General features: G+C 44.8%; 21 protein-coding genes. 5 read left to right on the forward strand and 16 right to left on the reverse strand.

The window, feature by feature from the left end; all coding sequences use genetic code 11:
* Positions 1-15 precede the first annotated feature (15 nt).
* The 5 genes from J7649_RS09380 to glnK all read right to left on the reverse strand — a co-directional run bounded on the left by J7649_RS09380 (position 16) and on the right by glnK (position 4,811).
* Entirely contained in the window at positions 16-1,308 is a 1,293-nt protein-coding gene (locus J7649_RS09380) for a DNA adenine methylase (protein ID WP_004644908.1), read from the reverse strand.
* Entirely contained in the window at positions 1,305-2,393 is a 1,089-nt protein-coding gene (gene ribD / locus J7649_RS09385) for a bifunctional diaminohydroxyphosphoribosylaminopyrimidine deaminase/5-amino-6-(5-phosphoribosylamino)uracil reductase RibD (protein ID WP_219307603.1), read from the reverse strand. Before ribD ends, J7649_RS09380 begins: the two co-directional genes overlap by 4 nt.
* A 2-nt stretch (positions 2,394-2,395) precedes the next feature.
* Positions 2,396-2,860: a transcriptional regulator NrdR gene (gene nrdR / locus J7649_RS09390; RefSeq protein ID WP_004281044.1), complete on the reverse strand. Its 465-nt coding sequence runs from the start codon at positions 2,858-2,860 to the stop codon at positions 2,396-2,398.
* A gap of 140 nt (positions 2,861-3,000) precedes the next feature.
* Positions 3,001-4,413: an ammonium transporter gene (locus J7649_RS09395; RefSeq protein ID WP_219307605.1), complete on the reverse strand. Its 1,413-nt coding sequence runs from the start codon at positions 4,411-4,413 to the stop codon at positions 3,001-3,003.
* 59 nt (positions 4,414-4,472) lie between these two features.
* Positions 4,473-4,811 carry a P-II family nitrogen regulator gene (gene glnK, locus J7649_RS09400; RefSeq protein WP_004281042.1) on the reverse strand — a complete coding sequence of 113 codons (339 nt, stop codon included), beginning with the start codon at positions 4,809-4,811 and terminating at the stop codon, positions 4,473-4,475.
* A 277-nt stretch (positions 4,812-5,088) separates the two neighbouring features.
* Here glnK and J7649_RS09405 point away from each other — a divergent pair, with 277 nt between their 5' ends.
* On the forward strand, positions 5,089-5,316 hold the full coding sequence (locus J7649_RS09405; RefSeq protein WP_004281041.1) for an accessory factor UbiK family protein: 228 nt from the start codon (positions 5,089-5,091) through the stop codon (positions 5,314-5,316).
* A gap of 66 nt (positions 5,317-5,382) precedes the next feature.
* Positions 5,383-6,873 (forward strand): YifB family Mg chelatase-like AAA ATPase, encoded by a 1,491-nt coding sequence (locus tag J7649_RS09410; RefSeq protein ID WP_219307607.1) that lies wholly within the window; start codon positions 5,383-5,385, stop codon positions 6,871-6,873.
* Between the two features lie 46 nt (positions 6,874-6,919).
* Here J7649_RS09410 and J7649_RS09415 read toward each other — a convergent pair whose 3' ends face one another.
* Positions 6,920-7,654 (reverse strand): TorF family putative porin, encoded by a 735-nt coding sequence (locus J7649_RS09415; RefSeq protein WP_219307617.1) that lies wholly within the window; start codon positions 7,652-7,654, stop codon positions 6,920-6,922.
* Between the two features lie 597 nt (positions 7,655-8,251).
* Here J7649_RS09415 and J7649_RS09420 point away from each other — a divergent pair.
* A complete protein-coding gene (locus J7649_RS09420) occupies positions 8,252-9,592 on the forward strand; it encodes an OprD family outer membrane porin (RefSeq protein WP_219307619.1) in 1,341 nt (446 codons plus the stop codon).
* 95 nt (positions 9,593-9,687) lie between these two features.
* On the opposite strand, the gene ppa is transcribed toward J7649_RS09420, so the two are convergent.
* Positions 9,688-10,224: an inorganic diphosphatase gene (gene ppa, locus J7649_RS09425; protein ID WP_004644900.1), complete on the reverse strand. Its 537-nt coding sequence runs from the start codon at positions 10,222-10,224 to the stop codon at positions 9,688-9,690.
* A 117-nt stretch (positions 10,225-10,341) separates the two neighbouring features.
* Positions 10,342-10,740, reverse strand: a complete 399-nt coding sequence (locus tag J7649_RS09430; RefSeq protein ID WP_219307621.1) for an MAPEG family protein — start codon at positions 10,738-10,740, stop codon at positions 10,342-10,344.
* A gap of 100 nt (positions 10,741-10,840) precedes the next feature.
* Here J7649_RS09430 and J7649_RS09435 point away from each other — a divergent pair, with 100 nt between their 5' ends.
* Positions 10,841-11,221 carry a hypothetical protein gene (locus J7649_RS09435; RefSeq protein ID WP_005108436.1) on the forward strand — a complete coding sequence of 127 codons (381 nt, stop codon included), beginning with the start codon at positions 10,841-10,843 and terminating at the stop codon, positions 11,219-11,221.
* A 50-nt stretch (positions 11,222-11,271) separates the two neighbouring features.
* Here the strand turns inward: J7649_RS09435 and J7649_RS09440 are convergent, their stop codons facing one another.
* The 6 genes from J7649_RS09440 to J7649_RS09465 form a co-directional block, all read right to left on the reverse strand.
* Positions 11,272-12,948 (reverse strand): long-chain-fatty-acid--CoA ligase, encoded by a 1,677-nt coding sequence (locus J7649_RS09440; RefSeq protein WP_005101517.1) that lies wholly within the window; start codon positions 12,946-12,948, stop codon positions 11,272-11,274.
* Positions 12,949-13,098: 150 nt separating this feature from the next.
* A complete protein-coding gene (parC, locus tag J7649_RS09445; RefSeq protein ID WP_219307623.1) occupies positions 13,099-15,318 on the reverse strand; it encodes a DNA topoisomerase IV subunit A in 2,220 nt (739 codons plus the stop codon).
* 165 nt (positions 15,319-15,483) lie between these two features.
* Positions 15,484-16,803 (reverse strand): niacin transporter NiaP, encoded by a 1,320-nt coding sequence (niaP, locus tag J7649_RS09450; protein WP_219307625.1) that lies wholly within the window; start codon positions 16,801-16,803, stop codon positions 15,484-15,486.
* Positions 16,804-16,932: 129 nt separating this feature from the next.
* A complete protein-coding gene (locus J7649_RS09455; protein ID WP_004644893.1) occupies positions 16,933-17,577 on the reverse strand; it encodes a trimeric intracellular cation channel family protein in 645 nt (214 codons plus the stop codon).
* Between the two features lie 61 nt (positions 17,578-17,638).
* The gene (locus J7649_RS09460; RefSeq protein ID WP_219307627.1) at positions 17,639-18,103 is read right to left on the reverse strand and encodes a YchJ family protein; all 465 of its coding nucleotides are present in this window, start codon (positions 18,101-18,103) and stop codon (positions 17,639-17,641) included.
* Between the two features lie 72 nt (positions 18,104-18,175).
* Positions 18,176-19,753: a TerC family protein gene (locus J7649_RS09465; RefSeq protein WP_174894110.1), complete on the reverse strand. Its 1,578-nt coding sequence runs from the start codon at positions 19,751-19,753 to the stop codon at positions 18,176-18,178.
* A 332-nt stretch (positions 19,754-20,085) separates the two neighbouring features.
* On the opposite strand from J7649_RS09465, the gene J7649_RS09470 reads away from it, so the two are divergent.
* Complete coding sequence (locus J7649_RS09470; RefSeq protein WP_004281026.1) at positions 20,086-20,706, forward strand: LOG family protein; 621 nt, start codon at positions 20,086-20,088, stop codon at positions 20,704-20,706.
* 65 nt (positions 20,707-20,771) lie between these two features.
* On the opposite strand, the gene J7649_RS09475 is transcribed toward J7649_RS09470, so the two are convergent.
* Both J7649_RS09475 and J7649_RS09480 read right to left on the reverse strand, forming a co-directional pair.
* Positions 20,772-21,746: a hypothetical protein gene (locus J7649_RS09475; protein WP_114541479.1), complete on the reverse strand. Its 975-nt coding sequence runs from the start codon at positions 21,744-21,746 to the stop codon at positions 20,772-20,774.
* A 153-nt stretch (positions 21,747-21,899) separates the two neighbouring features.
* Entirely contained in the window at positions 21,900-23,711 is a 1,812-nt protein-coding gene (locus J7649_RS09480) for a choice-of-anchor I family protein (protein ID WP_420868609.1), read from the reverse strand.
* Positions 23,712-23,869: the final 158 nt, after the last annotated feature.

Here is a 23,869-nt window from a genome sequence, read left to right on the forward strand (position 1 = left end):
TCCTTTTCAATTCTTTTACCAGAGGGCCAACTGGGTACTAACGCCGGTCGTATCCACACCACCCAATTCTGCATAATGATGCAGCTGGCTGAGTAATTGACGGATCGGTGGACCTGACTTGGCATGGGTATCGGTAATCACAATAAATTCCAGCACGCGGGCACGTTCAGACTGGCGCTGTTTGCTAACACGATAACGCGGCACATCCTGGGTTAGCAAGGTCACCCGGCCACGTTTCAGATTGGCCTGTAACAAATCGGTAGCGCTGATATTACCGTCAGTTGAATAACTGGTCAGAATGAAACGTGCATTGATGGTGGCCAACAGGCTCTCGTAAGCTTCTTTGGCATATTTAGAGGAATTGTACTGGCTCGGACGCTCTTTGCGCCATGCCCGGTCAATCCCGCTCTTAAAGCCCTTGGTATCCGGAGTCGGTAAATCGGCCTGATCCCATAAGGTCAGCGCATTCAGCACATGATAATTACTGCTATAAGCATGCTGATTATACGGTGGATCCAGATAAGCTACATCTACTTCAAAGCCGCTCATCTGGTTGGCCAGATGCTGGGCATCGACACACCACATTTCTGCGGCCATTCCCTTTTTCTGATCCGATTCACAAAAACGGCTTGGAGTCAGCCACAGCAATGATTCAATCCGTTCCAGCGCAGTTTGGGTTTTCCCGCCCCAGCCATGATGAAAGCTTTTGAAAACGCCTGAAGTATTGCTGACAAAACTGGCGGAATACAGCAAGGGTGCCAGCAAGGCAGACATTTCCACATCATCAATTGCACCTTGTGCCTGCCAGGCTGCAATCTGCTGACGGATGGCATCAATACGCATGCCGTTACGACGTTTAAAGAACAAACGATCACGGGCTGGATCATAAATTTCATCATTACGCGGACACAGGTTATGCGTCACCCAGCCTTTAACTTCCGGCAGACGGTTCAGATAATCAATCGCTTTCTGATAGCCACCGAGTTCTTTAAATGCCGGTGCTTCAGTACAGGCCAGTACCGCATGATTCAGCGCATGGCTATACGGCTCCCAGTCATTGGCAATCACACGATAGCCATTCTGACGGGCCAAGCGCGAGACCACGCCTGAACCTGCAAAAAAGTCAGCAAAAATCGGCGCACGACCATCAGCACGGTTCAGAGTTCCCGTACTTTCCAACGCTTCCAGAATTAAATGCAGTAAACGGCGTTTATTGCCCAGATAAGGAACCAGCTGATGGAAAAGATATTCATCGGTGGTACGTGCCGCATGGCGACGTTTATGATAAACCGTAGACTCTGAACTCATAGTGTCTCTTGAAAAGGAATTAGCCTGAAGCGCACGTCATCACCTAAGCGAGTTACATCGCACAGCTTAAATCGGAGTTGTTCGGCCATATGGCTAAATTCTGCATTAAACATGGTACGCGCAGACCGACCCAATAGGGTCGGTGCAACGTAACTGATCAGTTCATCAACCAATTTTTGTTGTAAAAATGCCGTAGATAAGGTCGCCCCTGCTTCCACCAAGACATCATAAATCTGATGCTGTTGAACCAGTTGCTTTAATAATTCTGCTAAAGGCTGTACCGGCAAGTGTAGCACACCCAGATCTGCAAGCTCCTGACGAAATGGCCCCATCACCATTACGGTATCGGCTTGCGCTAAAATTTTTGCGTTTAGTGGTAAACGCCCCTGACGGTCTAGAATAATTCGTTTCGGTTGCACCACGGTCTTGATATCTTCAATCCCATCCAGTTGCCGCACATTCAGCTGACAGTCATCCGCAAGAACCGTATCAATTCCGGTGATCACTGCGCCTGAAATCGCACGCCAATGCTGTACATCCTGACGCGCTTCCACACCGGTAATCCATTTCGATTCACCCGATGCCATTGCGGTACGGCCATCCAGGCTTGAGGCAATTTTTAAACGCACATAAGGCATGCCAGTCGCCATGGCTTTCAGGAAACCTTGATTCAGCTCATGCGCTTCATCTTCACAGATGCCAACGTCTACCTCAATGCCCGCATCTTTCAGGATCTGTACGCCCTTTCCGGCCACTAGCGGATTGGGATCAGGACAGGCCACGACAACTTTAGCCACACCTGCTTCCACCAGACCTTTGGCACAAGGCGGTGTCCGGCCATAATGCGCACAAGGTTCTAGAGTCACATAAGCGGTTGCACCACGTGCCTGTTCACCGGCCTGACGCAGCGCAAAGACTTCAGCATGTGGCTGGCCGGCTTGGGGATGAAAGCCTTCACCAATCACGATGCCATCTTTAACAATGACACAGCCGACATTCGGATTCGGTTTGGTGGAATATTGCCCCTGACGTGCCAATTCAATGGCCCGGCGCATCCAGATTTGATCTTGATTCAGTTCAGCCATGCTTATTCTTGTAATTCTCGTTGTTGCATCTGTTCAATCTGATGACGAAAAGCTTCGACATCCTGAAAATCCTGATAGACCGAAGCAAAACGCACATAGGCAACATGATCCAGAGCAAATAAAGACTGCATCACGATTTCACCGATGGTACGTGATTTCACATCACGCTCACCCAGACGGCGAATCTGTAGCTGAATATCGCTCAGCACTGTTTCAATCTGCTCCTGGGTCACCGGGCGTTTTTGCAAGGCATGCATCAGGGAACGGCGTAATTTGGCTTCATCGAAAGGTTCATTTTTGCCATCCGACTTGATGACGCGCGGCATCACCACTTCATAGCTTTCAAAGGTAGTGAAGCGTTCATTACAACTGACACATTCACGGCGACGACGAATCTGACAGCCTTCAGCTGCCAGGCGTGAATCAATCACTTTACTGTCTGCAGTATTGCAAAATGGGCAATGCATAGCGGTTTAATTGAACAAATCCAGATGGATTCCGAGTGTAGCAAAAATTACAAACTTTGTAGAGTTTTACGCAACATATAGAAAAAAAACAGCCCATTCGGGCTGTTTTACACTATATATTGATTATGGTGTATTGATTATTATTCGACACGTTCGCCATGTTGGCTTAAATCCAGACCCATACGCTCATCATCAGATGCCACACGGATTCCAATGATCAAGTCAATGACTTTCAGGATAATGAAGGTCATGATCGCAGAGTAAGCAATGGTTGCCAGTACACCTTCCACTTGCACCCAAAGCTGATGCATGACATTGGCAGGGGCATTGTCACCCATGATGAATTCGCTAGCGAAGAATGCGGTTAAAATCGCACCGACAATACCACCTACACCATGCAGACCAAAAGCATCTAAAGAGTCATCGGCTTTCAATGCGCGTTTCAGTGCAGTAATCCCCCAGAAGCACACTACACCACCGATCAGACCCATCGCCAATGCACCGCCTACAGTCACAAAACCTGCAGCTGGAGTAATGACCACCAGACCAGCAACTGCACCCGATACGCCGCCCAGTACAGAAGCTTTACCACGTGCCAGTTTTTCAGTGATTAACCAAGAGATAGCTGCTGCCGCTGCAGCGACTTGAGTCACGATCAAAGCATAGCCTGCAGAACCGTTTGCACCTAATGCAGAACCACCGTTGAAACCGAACCAGCCTACCCAGAGTAAAGATGCACCGACCACAGTAAGCGTCAGGTTATGCGGTGCCATAGATTCACGGCCCAAGCCCATACGTTTGCCCAGCATATACGCTGCTACCAGACCGGCAACACCCGAGTTGATATGTACAACCGTACCACCAGCAAAATCAAGCGCGCCGTCGTTAGCTAACCAGCCACCACCCCATACCCAGTGGGTAATTGGTGCATAGACAATCACCACCCAAAGTGCGATGAAAGCAACGAAAGCACCAAATTTCATACGTTCTGCAATCGAACCGCTGATGATGGCAACCGTAATGATGGCAAAGGTCATTTGGAAAATCACAAACAGGATTTCAGGAATCGTGCCTGAAAGCGCCTCTGTGGTAATACCGGCCAGCATGAATTTATCCAGGCCGCCTATAAAGGCATTGCCTTCACCGAAAGCTAGGGTATAACCAATAATCACCCAGGCAATACTGACCACAGCCGCAGCAATAAAGCTATGTGCCATCGTCGCCAGGACGTTTTTCTTGCGGACCATACCGCCATAAAATAGCGCCAAGCCAGGAATGGTCATGAGTAAAACTAGAGCGGTAGAGGTTAAAACCCAGGCGGTATCGCCGGTATCTAGCGTTGGTTCTTCTTCTGCAGGTGCTGCAGCTTCAACTGGCGCTGCTTCAGCAATTGCTGCTGTAGTGTCTGTTGTTGTATTTGTTGTATCGCCTGCTTCTTCAACAAGCACAATTTCTTCTGTCGGTGTTGTTGCTGTTGCAGCTTCTTCAGCCCATGCAACAGAACCACCAAAAAGAGCGCCGGCCATGCCGAACGCTAGTAGCATTTTTTTCATTCGTATCCCCCAACCAAGTTTTTGTGAGTTATTAGGTACTCAGCAAACTTCGTGCCAAGTTAGACAGCGTCTGCACCTGTTTCACCTGTACGAATACGGATGACTTGTTCTAAGTTAGTCACGAAAATTTTTCCGTCACCGATTTTTCCAGTGCTCGCCACACGAGTAATAGATTCAATTACCGCGTCTACCATTTCATCGCTAATCGCAATTTCAATTTTGACTTTCGGCAAGAAATCTACAACGTATTCAGCACCACGATAGAGTTCAGTGTGGCCTTTTTGACGACCAAAGCCTTTCACTTCAGTTACAGTGATGCCTTGAACACCAATTTCAGACAATGCTTCGCGAACATCGTCTAATTTAAAAGGTTTTACAATTGCAGTTACGAGCTTCATGTTTGTTTTCCTTCGGCTTATTTCACCAGTAAGGTTTTACGTTCAAATTTCATGCCAAGATTCCTAAGGTCGGGGGAAATTAGAAAGCCCAGCATGTGGTTTATTTATACCTTATTTTATACGGATAAAGGCTTTGAATCTTCAAAAAATAGACATTTTTTATGTGGATTTTTACAATATCTTTAATCAAATAAGTCTATATTTTGTCTGAAATACTATAGTCTGCATTTTAGCAATGCTAAACTGTCGGTTCCTTTCTACGGCGATGGATCAGACAATGATTGAAACTTTATTACAAGCAATTTTGCAGCAAGTCGAACAACCCAAGAAAGATTTGGAACATAATATCCGTGCCCTGTTAAATGAAGCTGTGGCGAAAATGGATTTGGTGTCTAAAGAAGAAATAGAACGTCAGCGTACTGCCCTAAATAATGCCAATCATCGCCTGAATGATTTACTCAAACAGGTGGAAGCATTAGAAGAGAAAATTTCGAACAAAAAATAAGCACAACTACAGTGCATAAAAGACACCAGAACTATAAAAATAACGCACCAAATTGGAACAATAATAATGTCTTTTGCCAAAATTTATACGCGAGGCTTGCTGGGCCTGCATGCGCCTTTAATTGAAGTCGAAGTTCATGTCAGTTCGGGTATGCCTTCGCTCACTATAGTGGGGCTTCCCGAAGCGGCGGTACGTGAAAGTAAAGACCGGGTCCGTTCTGCCATTTTGAATAGCGGCTTTCAATTTCCGACCAAACGTCTGACTATTAATCTGGCTCCAGCAGATTTACCGAAAGATGGTTCACGTCTGGATTTACCGATTGCTTTAGGCATTTTAGTGGCCTCCGGACAGCTGCCTGAAGATTGCACCGAGCATCTGGAATTTATTGGAGAATTGGCCCTCGATGGTCAATTACGTCCTGTCAGCGGTACCTTGAGTATTGCCATTGCCTGTCAAAGTGCCCAGCATCAACTGATTTTACCTGGCCCAAATGCACAGGAAGCCTGTCAGCTCCTAGACTTTAAAGTCTTTGCAGCCAATCATCTGAAAGAAGTGTGTGAACATCTTTCCCAAGTGCAGCGTTTGCCGCAGATAGAAACCAGTCCACTTAATACAGACCATTTTTATAAATTTGATCTTGCGGATGTAAAAGGACAATTACGATCACGGCGTGCTTTAGAAATTGCCGCGGCAGGTGGTCATTCATTGCTGTTTCGAGGCCCACCTGGAACAGGAAAAACCTTGCTGGCTTCTCGATTGGCCAGTATTTTGCCGCCCTTAAAGACGCAGGAAAATCTGGAAGTGGCGAGTATTTATTCGGTGGCGAATGCCAACCATCCTTTTGGGCAACGGCCGTTTCGAGCACCACACCATACTGCTTCTGCGGTAGCATTGGTCGGGGGTGGCTCACATCCCAAACCAGGAGAAATTACCCTGGCGCATTTAGGGGTTTTATTTCTGGACGAGCTACCAGAATTCGACCGCAAAGTGCTGGAAGTTCTACGTCAGCCTTTAGAAGCCAAGGAAATTGTCATTTCCCGGGCATCACGCCAAATTACCTTTCCGGCTAATTTCCAGTTGGTGGCTGCCATGAATCCATGTCCATGTGGGTATGCATTCAATCAAGATATCCGCTGCCAATGTTCACCCGAAAGTATTAAACGCTATCAGAACCGGATTTCAGGCCCGTTGCTGGATCGGATTGATTTGCATATTGATGTACCGCCATTACAAGCGCATGAATTACAGGACAATCGACCTACAGAAAACTCAGAAACGGTTAGACAACGCGTCATTGCAGCCTATGAAATTCAGATGCAACGGCAAAATACCTTGAATATGAGTTTGAGTCCAAAACAGCTAGAGCAATATGCCGCATTAGATCAGTCTGCCCAGAAGATGCTTGAAATAGCTCAGCAAAAACTGAATTTATCAGCACGTGGCTATCATCGGGTCTTGCGTGTTGCACGCACCATTGCCGATTTAAATCAAAGTCCAGATATTCAAAGTCAGCATCTTTCGGAGGCCCTGTCTTATCGCGGGCAGCAGCAGATTTAGGTCATTAAAAAAGGCGACCTAAGGTCGCCTTTTTATCTAAAGAGAATTAGAAGCTATAACCGAGTCCAAATACGACCTTGTTCTTAAATTTATTATCGTCACGGTCATAACCACCAAAAATATAATTCATGCTTGCAGTTACACCTGTATCCGCTAGAGGTTTACTTAAACCGATATCAAAATGGCGGAAGCCAAATGATTCACTGCTGTCTTCAATATATTTACCCGATTCTTCGTAAATATATAAACCCAAAGCTGTGTCTAGGCTAAAGTCTTTTGGCAGTGCATAGCTATATGTCCCTTTTAAGTATGTATCACCTGCATTACCCCAACCAGTATCTTCCAATAAAGTCTGTGCAGTCAGGCTTACATCTTTATAGTCTAGACCTAATAGCAGCTCAAAACCATCATAAATACTTGTGTCTACATCATAGTAATAATAGTAAGTGGTTCCTACTGTAAAGCCTACGTCTTCATTAATTGAACCACCGTAACCTAGGTAAAAATTATTTTCCATTGGGTTAGTAGTACCATAAGAATCTGTACCTAAAGTTGATGTCCACCACCCTGCATAAAAACCCGATGCATGGTTATAATCCAACCCACCTTGTAAAGTCGCCCCTGTATTCTCAACTGCTGTTGTATTACCACGTAATACATAGCTTGAAAGTACGCTGATATTTCCAGATACCGTATGTTCAGCAACAGGTTCTTCGGCAAAAGTAAAAGAAGATACAGCGCCCAATAAAGCAAGAGATAATACTTTTAATGTTAATTTCATTGTGTGGCTCCCCCAGATCGTCTGAGACGTTTTTATGATCATTGATTAAACTCAAGCTCAAAATTTGCAAGAGCTATGCCAATCTGGATAAAAGGAACCAAAATAATAAACACAAAAAGATAAATAAAATTTAAATCATTGTTTTTAAATTAAAATTTAAATTATGAAAAACTGAATTATCTAGGCTTTCTCTTAAATAAATGTATTTAAGGGTATTTCTTCACTTTTTTAATAATTATACATAATCATTTACAATTTGCCCCATTTTGATTCTATTTTTAGAATGACTAAAATTTGTGCTAAAAAATAGTGCGTAATTTTTGATCATATTTTTCGCACGTTTCAAAATAAATAAGCTGATCACATTCATTTCACCACTTTAGAAATATCATTTATACTTTCCAATAAAATTATATTTTTACTCACTTTTTACCGATAGGTTAGAAATTAATCACCTCGAATCCTTGCTATTGTTTAATTTGAGTTAAAAAAATCTAAACTTTAGTGGAATATATCCAATAAAAAATGACATTTTTTCAGCATTTCTTATACAATTCCTAAAAAATTCCGATCAATTTGTATAAGGCTCTCTTCCCAATGCAAAATTCAAAAAAATTAACATTAGCAGTTTTGATTCAGGCTGCTTTGGTTTCTACCGCTTTCGCTAGCGAGCAAAGCGAGTCTAAAGGTTTTGTAGAAGACGCTGAAGGTTCTGTACTTTTCCGTACCGGCTATTTGACTCGTGACTATAAAGGTACTAATCCAGGTACTGATACAAGTTCTTTTGCTCAAACAGCAATTGTAAAATTAGACTCTGGCTTTACTCAAGGTACTGTAGGCTTTGGTGCCGGTATTATTGGCGATGCATCATTCAAATTGGGTGAAAACGGTCATACTGGCAATGGCATGATTCCTACCCACCCACAAGATAACGCGGATGGCACTAAAGACGCTTATGATCACTGGGCTCGTGGCGGTGCATATGTAAAAGCTCGTGTATCGAATACAACAGCAACTTATGGTACTCAGGTTTTAGACCTACCTGTACTTGCAAGTAATACAGCTCGCTTGGTTCCTGAATACTTCACAGGTGTGTTAGTTGAAAGTAATGAAATTGAAAACTTAAACTTAGTTGCTGGTAAATTCACTGAAAACCAGTATTCAAATCAAATCAATTCAGATGGTAACGAACTTGACCGTGCTGTAGTTTGGGGTGCGAAATATAAGTTTAATGATGCCTTAAACGCATCTTATTATGGCGTAGATGTTAAGGATAAACTTGATCGTCATTATATCAATGCCAACTATAGCTATGCGTTAGCGAATGGTAGTACGTTAACCCATGATGTTAGTGGCTATCACACGAAATTCGCTAAAAATGCATCTACCTATTCGGCTACAGGAACTATTGCTAATCCTAATTATGGTACTGATGCTCTAGATGGAAGTATTGCAGGTACAGAAAAAACCAATGATATTTGGGCTGTATCAACTACTTATAATAAAGATGTCCATAACGTCATGTTAGCCTACCAGCAAAACTTTGGTGATATTGGTTATGATTATGGTGGCAATGCTGACGGTGTACAAAGTATTTATCTACCAAACTCATATTTATCTGACTTTGTTGGTAATGATGAGAAATCGCTTGGCTTGCAATATAATTACAGCTTCAAGAACCATGGTCTTCCTGGTCTAAACTGGACTACTGCATTTGTATATGGCTGGGATATTGATGTTCGTGACCAAGATAAAGAAGGCCAAGAACGCGAATTCTTTAACCAGGTGAAATACACAGTTCAATCTGGTTTTGCGAAAGACACCAGCTTACGCTTACGTCACTCTTATTATCGTGCAAATGATAGCTACAAATCTATTTACATGCCAGACACTAACGAATGGCGTATCTGGTTAGACATTCCTGTGAAATTATTCTAATTCACTCGAGTTTCAAGCCATAAAAAAACCTGCACAATGTGCAGGTTTTTTTATTCCAGGCTTTAAAAAGTTAAACCCTAGACGACAAAAAGCAATTATTTATGTGCTTCTGCATAAGCAGCAATTGAGTCCAGTACTTCTTGTTTCGCAACATCAGCACCTTCCCAACCACTGAGCTTGACCCATTTTCCTGGCTCTAAATCTTTGTAGTGCTGGAAGAAATGTTCGATCTGGCTAATCAACAATGGAGGAAGATCAGTATATTCCTGAACATCTTTGTAGATTGGAGTCAGTTTGTCATGTGGAACTGCAACCAGTTTCGCATCAACACCACCGTCATCTTCCATGTTCAATTTACCGACAGGACGGCAACGAATCACAGAACCTGGCTCTACTGGATGAGGCGTTACCACCAGTACGTCTAATGGATCACCATCAAGCGATAGTGTGTTTGGTACATAACCGTAGTTTGCTGGGTAGAACATTGCTGTACCCATGAAACGGTCTACAAATAACGCATCAGAATCTTTATCGATTTCGTATTTGATTGGTGCTGCATTTGCAGGAATTTCGATGATCACATAGATATCGTTTGGCGCATCTTTACCCGCTGGGATATTGCTGTAGCTCATAGCATCACTCTTTAACAAGTTATATCTTTTAAAAAACCGCGACAATTATAACGGTTTTTAAAGATTTTTTTGGATTTTAAAATATCGAACTGTAAATATGTCCACAGACCTGATGACTTAAACCAACTTGATGATCAGTAGTAATAAAGCCACCGGACATAACATCGAGAGCAACCATACAATGGAGCGTAAAGTCGCCCAGTTGGCCAAATAGCAGATTCCGTACAACACACGAAAAACCAGATAAGCTACACCAAACGTCATCACTACATTTTGCGGCACCACCATATATTCTGCCATTAAAATGGCAGCAATAAAGAGTGGCAAACTTTCAAAGCTATTCTGTTGGGCAGCATTGGCACGACTGGCCAAGCCTGAAGACTTTTCTAAAAATGCCCGTGGGTTCTGATTGTCTTTGCTGCTGAAGCCTGCTGATTTTTTTGCAATCAATGTAAACACATAAGGCATAAGACAAGCGGCCAAAATGAGATAAATAACCCCACTAATGCTGTGCATCTGTTTTTTCTCATGAAAATTTTATCTGTATCATAGCATGGCATTTCGTGAATAAATTTTGTTAAATAGAGTGCTTTTTATTACTTGTTAAGGATTCACTATGGTCGCGCCTGATCAAAATGAAATGTTCGATGTCCTCGAGAAACAACGCCAGCATCAACGTCAAGTGGATCGCGTATTAAAAATTGTCCTGCCGATTGTGGCATTTCTGATGGCTGTCATTTGTGCCAATATGAATATCTGGTCACCAATCTTCACCTTTGCCATTTTATGGATTGCCTTTTATTTCGTCGGTATCAAGCGTATGCCTCTCTGGCACTGGCTGGTCGCGATTCTGGTGTATTGCTTGGTCGATAACATTCTAAGTTATGGCAGCTTTAATCAAACCGGATTTACTCGCCAGTTTGGCACCATGTTTATCTTCTTGGGAGTAGTTGGTGTAGGTCGTCCTTATTTTGATCGCTGGTTAATGAAAAAATAAAAAGTCCAAATCAAAAAAAGCGCCTGACGGCGCTTTTTTTCTTATAGGTATTAGGCTGTTTTACGTAAATCTTTACGCAGGATTTTACCTACGTTTGATTTTGGCAATTCATCCATAAACTCGACATAACGTGGACGTTTATAACCGGTCAGGTTTTCTTTCGCGAATGCTAAAACTTCTTCTGTGGTTAAAGACGGATCTTTTTTCACAACAAACAGTTTTGGCACTTCACCTGATTTTTCATCTGGTACACCAATCGCAGCCACTTCCAGTACTTTTGGATGAGTTGCTACAACCTCTTCAATCTCAGATGGATAGACGTTAAAACCAGACACTAGAATCATGTCTTTCTTACGATCTACAATTTTCACATAACCACGTGAATCCATAACACCGATATCACCGGTACGGAAGAAGCCATTCACCATGACCTTTTCAGTTTCATCTGGACGGTTCCAGTAGCCTTTCATGACCTGAGGACCACGGATTGAAATTTCACCTTGCTCACCCAGTGGAACTTCATTGCCTTCATCATCCAGAATAGCCACTTCAGTCAATGGCAATGGAATGCCAATCGTGCCACTGAATTCTTCAGATGCAGGTGGGTTTGCTGTTGCCACCGGAGAAGTTTCAGACAAGCCATAACCTTCAACGATATTGGTTCCGGTAACTTTCTTCCATGCTGCTGCGGTAGAAGGAAGTACGGCCATACCGCCGCCCATCGCCATTTTCAATTTGCTATGATCAAGTTGCTTGAACTCTTCATTGTTTACCAGCGCATTGAAAAGTGTGTTCACTGCCGGGAAGAAAGTCGGCTGGTATTTACGTAGCTCTTTCATCACCGCAGGTAAATCACGCGGGTTTGGAATCAGAACATTCGCCTGACCTTTGTACATCCCGTACAGTGCACATACCATGAATGCAAAGATATGATAAAGCGGCAAAGCACAGAAAATACGGTCATCTGGCTGACCATCTTGCGCACCAAATTTACTCTGGAAGATGCCGTCACACTGCAGCATGTTCGCAACCAGGTTACGATGTGTCAGTTCAGCACCTTTAGATACACCCGTCGTACCACCTGTGTACTGAAGAACTGCAGTATCGCTAAGGGTTAATTCAGGGCGTTTATAGTTACTTGGATTAACTTTAGATAACGCCGCATTGAATCTCACATGGCCTGGAATATCCCAAGCTGGAATTTGCTTGCGCACAGAACGCAGTACAAAGTTTACCAATGTTCCTTTCAAGGCACCCAGCATGTCACCGACAGAAGCCACTACAACATGCTTCACCGGTGTTTTACCAATAATCGCCTGGTAAACAGATGCAAAGTTCTCAATAATCACCAGAACTTCAGCACCTGAGTCATTCAATTGATGCTCAAGTTCACGCGATGTGTAGAGTGGATTCACGTTGACCAATACCAAACCTGCGCGGAACACCCCAAGTGCCACAACCGGATACTGAAGAACGTTTGGCATCATCACTGCCACACGTGAACCTTTTGCCAACCCCAAGCTTTGTAGATAAGTTGCAAACTTACGGCTCGCCTCTTCCAGTTCATTGAAAGTCATGGCCTTATCCATAAAGATAAAGGCATCACGCGAGCCAAATTTTTGGAAATTACGCTCAAAAACATCTACTAGAGAAGTATTTTCTGCTGGTAATTCTACTGTTTCTGGAATCCCTGTTTTTTGGTATTCAGCAAACCAAATTTTTTCCATAATGGCCATCTCTCCAATCATAATCCTTAGTATTTCAACTGTTTTTTTCAATATCACACGCCATTTTTAGACTTGTATATGTGTAATATTGCATCCATCTTGTTGAATCGTTGTTCATATATAACGTATTTCGCAGGATGGATGCTAGTCTTATCTTTGAATCAACAGTTTATTTGCTTTTTGATATCCGCGTGGTAAAAGCTGTCCTTTTGCACCGCGCTTACCGATATATTTGCGCAAATCATCCCCTTTTAATTTTAACTGCTGTTGTCCTGCAAGCACTTGAATTATTTCATCAAGCTTCAATAGTGTCATGGACAAAATTTGATCACCATCTTCAAGTTGTATCAATTTATTTCCTTTACCTTTGTTCAATACAGGTAATTCTGCTAAATCGACAATCAACAGACGTCCTGCTGAACTGAGCAGTGCAACATGTGTAGCATCTTCGAGCGGCTGCAGGTTCATGACCTCTGCCCCTTCAGATAAATTCAGGAAAGCTTTTCCGGCTTTGGCACTGGTATCCAGCTGCTTGGCCTGGGTTTTAAAGCCATAGCCTTTGTTGCTTGCTGCTAGAATTTCAGTTTCATCCTCTGCCACCAGAACCTGTTTAAAACCGACCCCGCTGCCTGGAGACAGTTTTGAACTGAGTGGTTCGCCGAGACCACGCGCAGATGGCAGCGTGTTGATGGCCAAGGCATAGCTACGCCCAGTGTCATCTAATACATAAACGCGTTGGTTGGATTTGCCCTGTGCATGACTCAAATACTGATCACCAGCACGGAAATTCAGATTTTCTGCATCAACTTCATGGCCTTTGGCACAGCGAATCCAGCCAGCTTCTGATAACACCACCGTCACCGGATCGGCCGGCAACATTTCAGTTTCATTGATTGCAGCAGCTTCGGCACGCTGTACGATTGGCGAACGGCGATCATCACCAAATTTCTTGGCATCGTCTTTCAGTTCAGAAATAATCAGGCTTTTTAAAGATTCCGGATTGGCCAGTTGTTCACGAATTACTGCAGCTTTCGCTTCCAGCTCTTCCTGTTCGCGGCGCATTTCCATTTCTTCAAGCTTGGCCAAATGACGCAATTTCAGTTCCAGAATCGCTTCGGCCTGAATCTCGTCAATATTAAAACGCTGCATCAGTACCGGCTTGGGCTGATCTTCTTCACGAATAATCTGAATCACTTCGTCAATATTTAGATAAGCAATGATCAGACCACCAAGAATATGCAGGCGTTTTTCGATCTTGTTCAGATGATATTGCAGACGACGCGTTACCGTGGTTTTACGGATCTCAATCCATTCCAGTAAAATACGACGAATCGATTTCACCTGTGGACGGCCATCGGCACCAATCATGTTCATATTGACACGATAACTGGATTCCAGATCGGTGGTGGCAAACAAGTGACTCATCACCGATTCGGCATCAATACGATTCGAACGCAGAACAATCACTAAACGGGTTGGATTGGCATGATCCGATTCATCCCGTACATCGCTGACCAATGGCAGTTTTTTGGCCTGCATCTGATCGGCAATCTGGGTGATAATTTTGGAACCGGACACCTGATAAGGCAGTTCGGTAATGATAATTTCGTTTTTATCGACGCTATAGACCGCACGCATGCGGTAGCTGCCACGACCTGTGGTTTGAATTTTTAACAGTTCAGCAGGCGGGGTAATAATTTCGGCTTTGGTCGGCAAATCTGGCGCAGGAATATATTCTGCGATTTTTTCATCGGTCAGGTTCGGATTACGAATCAGCGCAATCGTACCTTTAACTACTTCACGCAGGTTGTGTGGCGGAATGTCAGTGGCCATACCGACTGCAATGCCAGTGGTACCATTTAGCAGGATATTCGGTACACGTGCCGGTAAGTTCACCGGTTCTTTCATCGAACCGTCAAAGTTGTCCTGCCATTCACAGGTGCCCTGTCCCAATTCAGACAATAACAGTTCGCTGTACTGGGAAAGCTTGGCTTCGGTATAACGCATCGCTGCGAAAGACTTCGGATCATCCGGTGAACCCCAGTTGCCCTGTCCCTCAATAAACGGATAGCGGTAACTGAATGGCTGTGCCATCAGCACCATGGCTTCATAGCAGGCCGAGTCACCATGCGGATGGTATTTACCGAGTACATCACCGACCGTACGTGCCGATTTCTTCGGTTTGCTGGTCCATTTCAGGCCTAGCTCACTCATGGCATAGACAATCCGGCGCTGTACCGGTTTCAGGCCATCGCTAATATGAGGGAGTGCCCGATCCATAATCACGTACATGGCGTAATTCAGATAAGCTTGTTCGGTAAATTCTGCTACGGAGCGGTTTTCTGTCGCATGATGCGCAAGGCTTGTCATAACAACCTATAGTCCTAAATAATTCGTTTTTGTATCAATGTTTCTTATGCTAAGTCGTGGCTGTAGATGACACAAGGGCATCAAATCGTTCAGCGCGACAATTTGTGTCTTATGGCCTAAAAATATCCACTTTATAGGCCCTAAGCAACTAAAAAATCATTCCCTTTATAAGCCCATCGATTCCAGGGTCTTGCCTTTGGTTTCTTCACCCAAGACCAGAATCACAATCGCGACAGCGACCAGAACTGCCGTAAACATGGTGAAGACATAGCTAAAGCCATTCGGCATACCCATCAGATGGGTTACGGCAAAAGGTGCCGCGATACCGCCAATCCGGCCAACAGCCCCGGCCCAGCCTGAACCAAAGGCACGGATATTGGTCGGATATTGTTCCGGCGTATAAGTATAGAGTACGCCCCAGGCACCCAGATTAAAGAAGGACATCAGACAGCCCCAAATCACGATTTCAGTAACACTACCCGACTGACCAAAGAAATAGGCAGAAATCGCGCACATGCCAATAAAGCCGGCCAAAGTCGGCTTACGACCGAGTTTTTCGACCAGCCATGCCGCCACCAGATAACCGGGCAACTGCGCCAGAATCATAATCAGCACATATTCAAAAGACTGGACAATGCTATAGCCTTCTTTGACCAGTAAACTTGGTAACCAGGTAAAGATGCCATAATAGGAAAAGATAATACCGAACCAGATCAGCCAGAGCATAAGCGTACGGCGCGCAAAGATACCCGACCATAACTGGGAAAATGAAATATTCTGCTTCTCTGCGACCGGTTTCACTTCAAAAATTTCATAGACTTGAACGCCACATTGACGCTCAATCTTTTTCACCAGTGCCGAAGCTTCCTCTATACGGCCACGGTTAATCAGGAAAGGAATAGATTCCGGCACCATTTTCCAGATCACGATGGCATACAGCGCAGGCAGGCCACCGATCATGAAAGCAATTTGCCAACCAAAATCTGGAATGATAAAGCGCGATACTAGCGCCGCGACCAGCCAGCCCAGCCCCCAAAAACTTTCCAGCAAGACAATAAAACGGCCACGTACATGCGCAGGAATATATTCACTGACCAGCGTTACGGCCACGGGTAGCTGACCACCCAAGCCCAAACCGACGATAAAACGGAATACCAGCAGCCAGGTCAGATCCGGTGCAAAAGCACAAGCTGCAGTGGCCAGGCTATAAATGACCAGGGTCGCAGCAAAGACTGTTTTACGGCCAAAACGGTCTGCCAGGCCACCTGAACAAATCGCCCCGATCGCCATGCCGACAAAACCGATCGACACCACCCAGCTTTTTTGATCGGCAGTCATCTGCCAGTCTTCAGCCATTTTTGCCAGGATAAAGGAAATCAATCCGGTATCCATCGCATCAAACATCCAGCCCAGTCCAATCACCACCAGCAAGGTGTAGTGAAACCTACCAATCGGTAAGCGTTGTATGCGAGAAACTAAATCCATAACAAAAATCTCTGATCAGGTGGAACGGGAGATGCTGCTTTCTCAACAGGTGGGCTGCTTTATATTTTTTATACTACGAATTGAGCTGAATGCGGCTATTTTTATTGCCGCACTTTATACATTTAAAAATTAAGATTCGTCTTTGGAAGATGCCGAGTGCTCATCATCATCTTTATAAATGAATTTTGGCATTTCCAGACCAAAATAGATGGCGATCAGACGTAAGCTAAAACCAAAAATCAGGGTAGACAAAATGGTCAGATCCTGCGACAAGCCGTAGTGGCTACAGAGCCAGTAAAAGATCACTGACACAAAGGCAATACTGGCATACAGTTCACGGCGGAACACCAGCGGCACGTCATTACATAAAATGTCACGCAAAATCCCGCCAGACACTCCGGTCAAAACACCCGCGACGGCGCTGACCACAAAACCATGTCCCATTTCCAGGGCAATCTGGCAGCCAATAATGGTAAAGCCAATGAGACCCAAGGCATCCAGCACTAGGAAGACATTACGTAACTGTCGCATCCATTTGGCAATCAGGATCGTCACGAAGGCTGCGCAACAGGTCAGCACCAGATATTCGGGATGTTTGACCCAAGTCAAGGGATAATGTCCGAGCAGAACATCGCGGACCGAACCGCCACCCAGTGCAGTAACACAGGCAATAATCATCACGCCAAACCAGTCCATGCTGCGCCGGCCAGCGGACAGTGCCCCGGTCATGGCTTCAGCGGTAATTGCAATAATATAGATGACGGTCAGTAACATCGCCCTGCTTCCACCTGAGGCTTTGAGATGGCGGCTATTCTAAGCTAAATCTGTGTGAAAGTTATAAGAATCCGGCACAACATTGCTTAAATTTTTTCCCCGAGCCACAAATACAGGCCTGTTTCATGGTGATGCTCTGGTCTGTAGTCGGATCCAGGAAATACCAGCGACCTTCAAACTTCACAAAATGCGAAGCTTCATGATGCACCTGTGCCTGCTTGCCATCATGATAATGTGCCTTAAACTCGACTAAGGCATGATTTTTATCTATTTTTTCATTGGCTTGAACAATTTCAACTTTTAACCACTGATTGGCTTTACTCCAATCACTAATCGCTTGCAGGTCCAGCGCCTGTTGCTGACTCAGCGCAGTCGTGGTTTTGATATAATCGATTTCATGCTTGGCGAAGGCACTGTAACGGGAACGCATGAGTTGCTGTGCAGTCTCTGCGATCTGTTTTCCTGCATGCAGCGGCTGACAACAGCTGTGATATTCGCCTTGTCCACATGGACATGCTTCTGACATTTTAGTTCCATAAAAATAGCCCGACAATGCGGGCTATTTTAGCAAACTTTAAAGACCAAACATGACTAGAGTCTAGTCCTGTGCAGGAAGCTGCGGAATGATATGCACTTTGTCGATCTTATGACCGTCCATGGTGACGACCTCAAAGATATGCCCGTCTGCTTCAAACTTTTCACCGCTATGCGGTAAACGTGCCATATGGAATAACACATAGCCAGACAAGGTTGAATATTCTTCGGTTTCATTGACCAGATCACGATCCAGCAGCAACGAAACATGACGAATATCAGTGGAACCATCGAGAATCAGGCTGCCATCTTCCAGGCTTTCTGCGGCAGCTTGCAGCTCATCTTCATCCGGAAATTCACCGGCAATTGCTTCAAGGATATCAATTGGCGTGACAATCCCTTCAATCGAACCATATTCATTCAGGACAATCGCCATTTGCAATGGAGCCTGACGCAATTGCTCCATCACCATCAGAACCTGGGCATTTTCATGCACGATCACCGGTTCACGTAAGTGCTTTTCAAAATCCAGCACCCCGGTTTCAATGTATTCGTTCAGGACTTTATGGGTCAGTACCACCCCGGCAATATTATCCAGTTCACTACGCGCCACGATCAGACGTGAATGGCTCATTTGCAATAAATGTTCTTTGATACTGTCGGGCTCATTATCTAGATCAATCCATTCCAGTTCAGGACGTGGTGTCATCACCGACTTGACCGGACGTTCTGACAGACCCAGTACCCCCTGCACCATGACACTGTGATAAATGCCGTTTTCATCATTAAAGACTTCATCAGCAAAGGCACGCGTCGCCAGAACATCTTCCGGTTCAGACGAATCATTGTCCTGAGCAGGTTTGCCACCGAGCATCCGCATCACTGCTGAAGCAGTCCGGTAGCGCATGTCGGTGGTGGTCACCATTTTTTCCTGATTGCGTTTCATGGTCTGGTTAATAAATTCGACAATCACCGAGAAGCCAATTGCAGCATACAGGTAACCTTTCGGAATATGGAAACCGAAGCCTTCGACCACCAGTGAGAAGCCGATCATCATCAGGAAGCCCAGACACAGAATCACCACGGTCGGATGTCTGTTGACGAAATCCATCAGAGCTTTGGATGCCCAGAGCATAATCCCGATGGCAATAATCACGGCAATCATCATCACTGACAGGTCTTTGACCATACCGACCGCAGTAATCACGCTGTCTAATGAGAATACGGCGTCCAGCACCACGATCTGGACAATCACCATCCAGAATACCGCATGGACCGGATTTTCTTCTTTGATGACGGGTTTGGCTTCCAGACGCTCATGCAGTTCCATGGTGCCTTTAAACAGCAGGAACACCCCACCAAACAATAGAATCAGATCGCGGCCCGAGAAAGCATGATCAAAGATGTGGAATAGTGGATCAGTGAGGGTCACTACCCAGGCAATCGAGGCCAGTAAGATCAAACGCATCAGCAGGGCCAGCATCAAGCCGACAATCCGCGCCGTATTACGTTGTTCTGGTGGCAGTTTCTCCGCCAAAATAGCAATGAAAACCAGATTGTCGATCCCGAGTACAATCTCAAGAACAATCAACGTGAGTAAACCGACCCAGGCTGAAGGGTCTGACATCCATTCAAAGATCATACGCTTGGCTCCTGAAGCTCAGGACTGCAGCATGGAATCACCTGACGCTGTGACACAGCAAAACAGAATTTTTTATATTGAATAAGATCAATTATTTGGCGTAGATTTATAAAGTTAAACGGCCAACTACCACTACCCATCGTCGTTCTATTGTTGTGAAACCAATTTTCAGTATATCAAGATCAATTTGAAATTCACCTGTTTTCATAGCTGTTTATCGATGAATTTTGCTGAGCCCTATTGCAGTGAAAATGTCCCTGCTCACAGAATTGTCATATTTATTAATTAAGCTATAGTCACAAGAAAGAAAAATGATAAGGTGAAGAAAATAAATGCAAAGCGTAATTCAAATGACAGATTATTTTAAAGAAAACTCCCCAAAAACAACACGCCCTCTAGTGGCTCTCTATTGTGGTTCACGTGCAGGCAACAAACCGGTTTATTTAGAAAAAGCCATTCATCTCTCGCAAGGACTGGCAGAACATGGTTTCGGGCTGGTTTACGGTGGCGCCAGTATTGGCTTGATGGGACAGGTCGCGGATGCCATGATCCAGCATGGCGGTGAAGCTGTAGGGGTGATTCCTGAATTTATGCTGGATTATGAAATTGCCCATAACCAGCTCACCGAATTACATGTGGTGACCAGCATGCATCAACGCAAGGCTATGATGGCCGAGCGGGCCTGTGCCTTTGTGGCATTACCGGGTGGACTGGGCACGTTTGAGGAAATTCTGGAAATTGCCACTTGGGGTCAGCTAAACCAGCACCAGAAACCGATGATGCTCTATAACGTGAATGGCTTCTATGATGCCTTGATTGCGCAGCTGGACCGCGCCGTTGAAGATGGTTTTTTACCGCCACAGCATCGTGCCAAACTGATCATTTGTGAACACGAAGAAGAAATTTATACGACTTTAACCAATTTAGGCCATCCGCAAAGATTTGTAGTCTAAGCTTCTCAAGCAATAAAAAAGCGAGCACCTGGCTCGCTTTTTTATTGGATTTTTAATATCAGGTCTTATTGACCATAATTCGTCACAAACTCATAAAACATCGGCAAAGTCGTTGCCAGAATGACCGACATAGCCAGACCGAACATCAGTTTCATGGCATCTGCACTGACATTGCGTGACGTACGATGTTTATTGACTTCATCCAGAATCATCGACATGGCAAATTCACGACCTGCAAGTAATCCCAGGAATACCCAAGTGGTACTCATTGGAATATTGCTCCACTCTTTGAAGATCAACAGGATAATGGCATACAGGAAGTCGATAATCGTCGCAGCACGAATGTCGGTCACACCGGTTTTGGTATCGACAATTTTCTGGATGGCCCCACCACGTTGATACAGAATCACGCCCAGCAACACTACGAATACCGCAATCGCAAACATCAGGAATTCAAACGGTACCTGACGCGGCACATACACGAAGATGTTAGCCAGATCCTGAATCAGCCATTGACTCCACAGGAAACCGGTAGAAACCCACTGCAAGCCCATCCAGACCTTGGAGTGCTCCTGATGACGTGTCTTGGCAAAATGCCGTGCCAGCTGCTTGACCACAAAACGATAGATGACAATCGCTACAATAAAGGCGACGGCATAGCCCATCATCGATTTGACCATCATCGAGCCTAAGCTGGCGGGAGAGAAAATCGTAAGCACCAGGAAAGTGGTACTGACTGGAATCCCGTATTTGGTCAGCATCAACAGCAGAATTGGCGGCACAATGTACAGCCAGGTAATGCCACCTTCAGGGAAAGGAATCGTTTCTAAACGACCGTATGAGGCATCACCCACCCCAGATGCATACCAACCATAGACCAATACGACAATTAAAATTGAGCTGATATAAATCCACAACACCCACCATGGGCGATGTGAATTCGAAGAAATAAATGTCCCTAGGGTTTGAGGTACATCATTTCCGACAATAGAGTAAGCGGCCAAACAGAAGCCGATCACCATCAAAATCTCGATTGTCATAAAAACAAACCTATACGCGAGGAGATTTCAGCATTGCTGAAAAGTTGGCCCAAGATTATGACGGTTTTATTTCATTTTAATGACAAAAATGTCATATATGCGGTCACCTTACAAAAAAGAGCACCGAAGTGCCCTGAATTTAAAAGCTTTTGACTACTTGAGATTTACTTGATAAATCGTGGTACTGCCACTGACTTCATGGCCGACCACCAGGAGGGGTTTCTTGTTCGGGGAGTCTTTTGCCGGAATAAATACCAAACCTTCCGGTCCTAAATCACCGGCTTGTCCTATTTCAATCTGCTCTGTGGTCGCTTTAAAATCACGTGAATTGATATATTGCACGAAGACTGGTGATGCAGGTGTAGACACATCATAGACCATGATGCCACCGACACGCTCCAGCCCAATAAAGGCAAAGGTTTTTTGACCAATCTGCCCCAAGGTCACCCCTTCAGGTTCCGGCCCTTTATTGTCACTGCGATTATCCAGTCCGGCTTCTTCATGATTAAAGTTGAAAATCTCAGGATGATGTTTGGCAATATACTGCTCAAACTGATCACCCGAATCCCATACCAGTTCTAAACCGGTCTGTTGATCATTTTCCACCCAGATACTGACCGAGCGTGTACCAAAGCTATATAAATGATCATAGACCAGATTGCCCCGTTCATTCAGTTTGGCTGTACCATCGGCATTTTTTTGATAGCCTTCAGTCCACGTAATATTTAAACGGCCCAGCAGATGATCTTCACGGCAGTCTTTGGCATCCCCTGCCACCGCGCCACAATACGCAAAATTATTCGGATTGAGTTCTGCTCCTTTGGCCAATACACGAAGATGAGCTGGCAAATCATCACCCAGACGGCGGTCAAAACCTTTGGCATGGACTAAGTGTTTCACCCGCCATTCTTCTACAAAGCCCTGGCTGATATCGTTATTGAAATATGCGGGATTGTTTTCACCCCAGGCACGGGCATCGCCTTCATTGGCAGACACAATATAGGTTTTGCCCGCGACCTCGAAACTTGCAATCGCATCTGGCATATATAAGCCACGGACATTGGCCCAAGTTTGAATATTGATTTTGCCTTTACCGTCGACACCATCCGCATCGCTGACATCCATGCCATGACCATTTATGCCATGATCTTTAAAGCCAAATGGATAAACAGCGAGTACTTTGGCAGAAGCCACATCAATTTTGGCCAAGGCATTGTTTTCCTGTAAGGTAACCCAGGCGGTTTTTCCATCTTTTGAAACAGTAATGTACTCAGGTTCAAAATCCTGTGCAGCACTCGCCTTTGGTCCGAAAATGCGGATGCCCTGTTCACGCAATACTGCTTCCCGTCCATTAAAGGACTTAAAGTCTGCTGTACGAACGATCGGGGCTTTTAAATTGGCCAGACTAATGACAGACACTGAACCTTCAGGGTCAACCTGATAATCATCAGAAGGCTCGCCTTCATTGGCCACCAACAAGCTTTGACCATCCGGTGTGAAAGTCAGCATGTCCGGCAAAGCACCCACCTGTACGTGGGCCAGCTTGGTCAAGTCTTTGGCCTGATATAAAGCAACATAGCCAGGATCGGTTTTCACAGCAGCCTGAATCGCAATGGCGACAACGCCATTGTGCACCGCGACACTGTTGACCTCAGCCTCTGGCGCAATATCATCTACCTTGATAGAAGTTATTTTTTTCGGCTGATCAGGTTGACTTAAATCCAGCACATCCAATACGCCTTCTTTGGCATTGACCACGAATAGGCGTTGACTCTCGGTATCAAAGGCCGGAATTTCTGCTGCACTTTGCGCAAACACACCCGATTCATAAGCGGCTAATTTGCTTAACTCGATCGAGTTCGGTGTAGCCTCGACGATTGGAACCGGTGTTTCATTTTCATTCTCACTCCCACATGCCACCATCCCCACAGCCAGCATGGCCACTATCAATGATTTTAATTTCATTTTTTTGTTGATCTATCATGAAGAATTCGTGACCAATTTATAACCAGAGCATTGCAGTGCCATGACAGATCGGTTGCAGTTCCTTGACACAACACCGCATAAAAGTTGAAACGCTTTATATACGACAGACTCGGCTGATTCCTTTAAACTATTCAAAA

Source organism: Acinetobacter lwoffii, assembly GCF_019343495.1.
In the GTDB taxonomy this organism is placed as follows: Bacteria; Pseudomonadota; Gammaproteobacteria; order Pseudomonadales; family Moraxellaceae; genus Acinetobacter; species Acinetobacter lwoffii_P.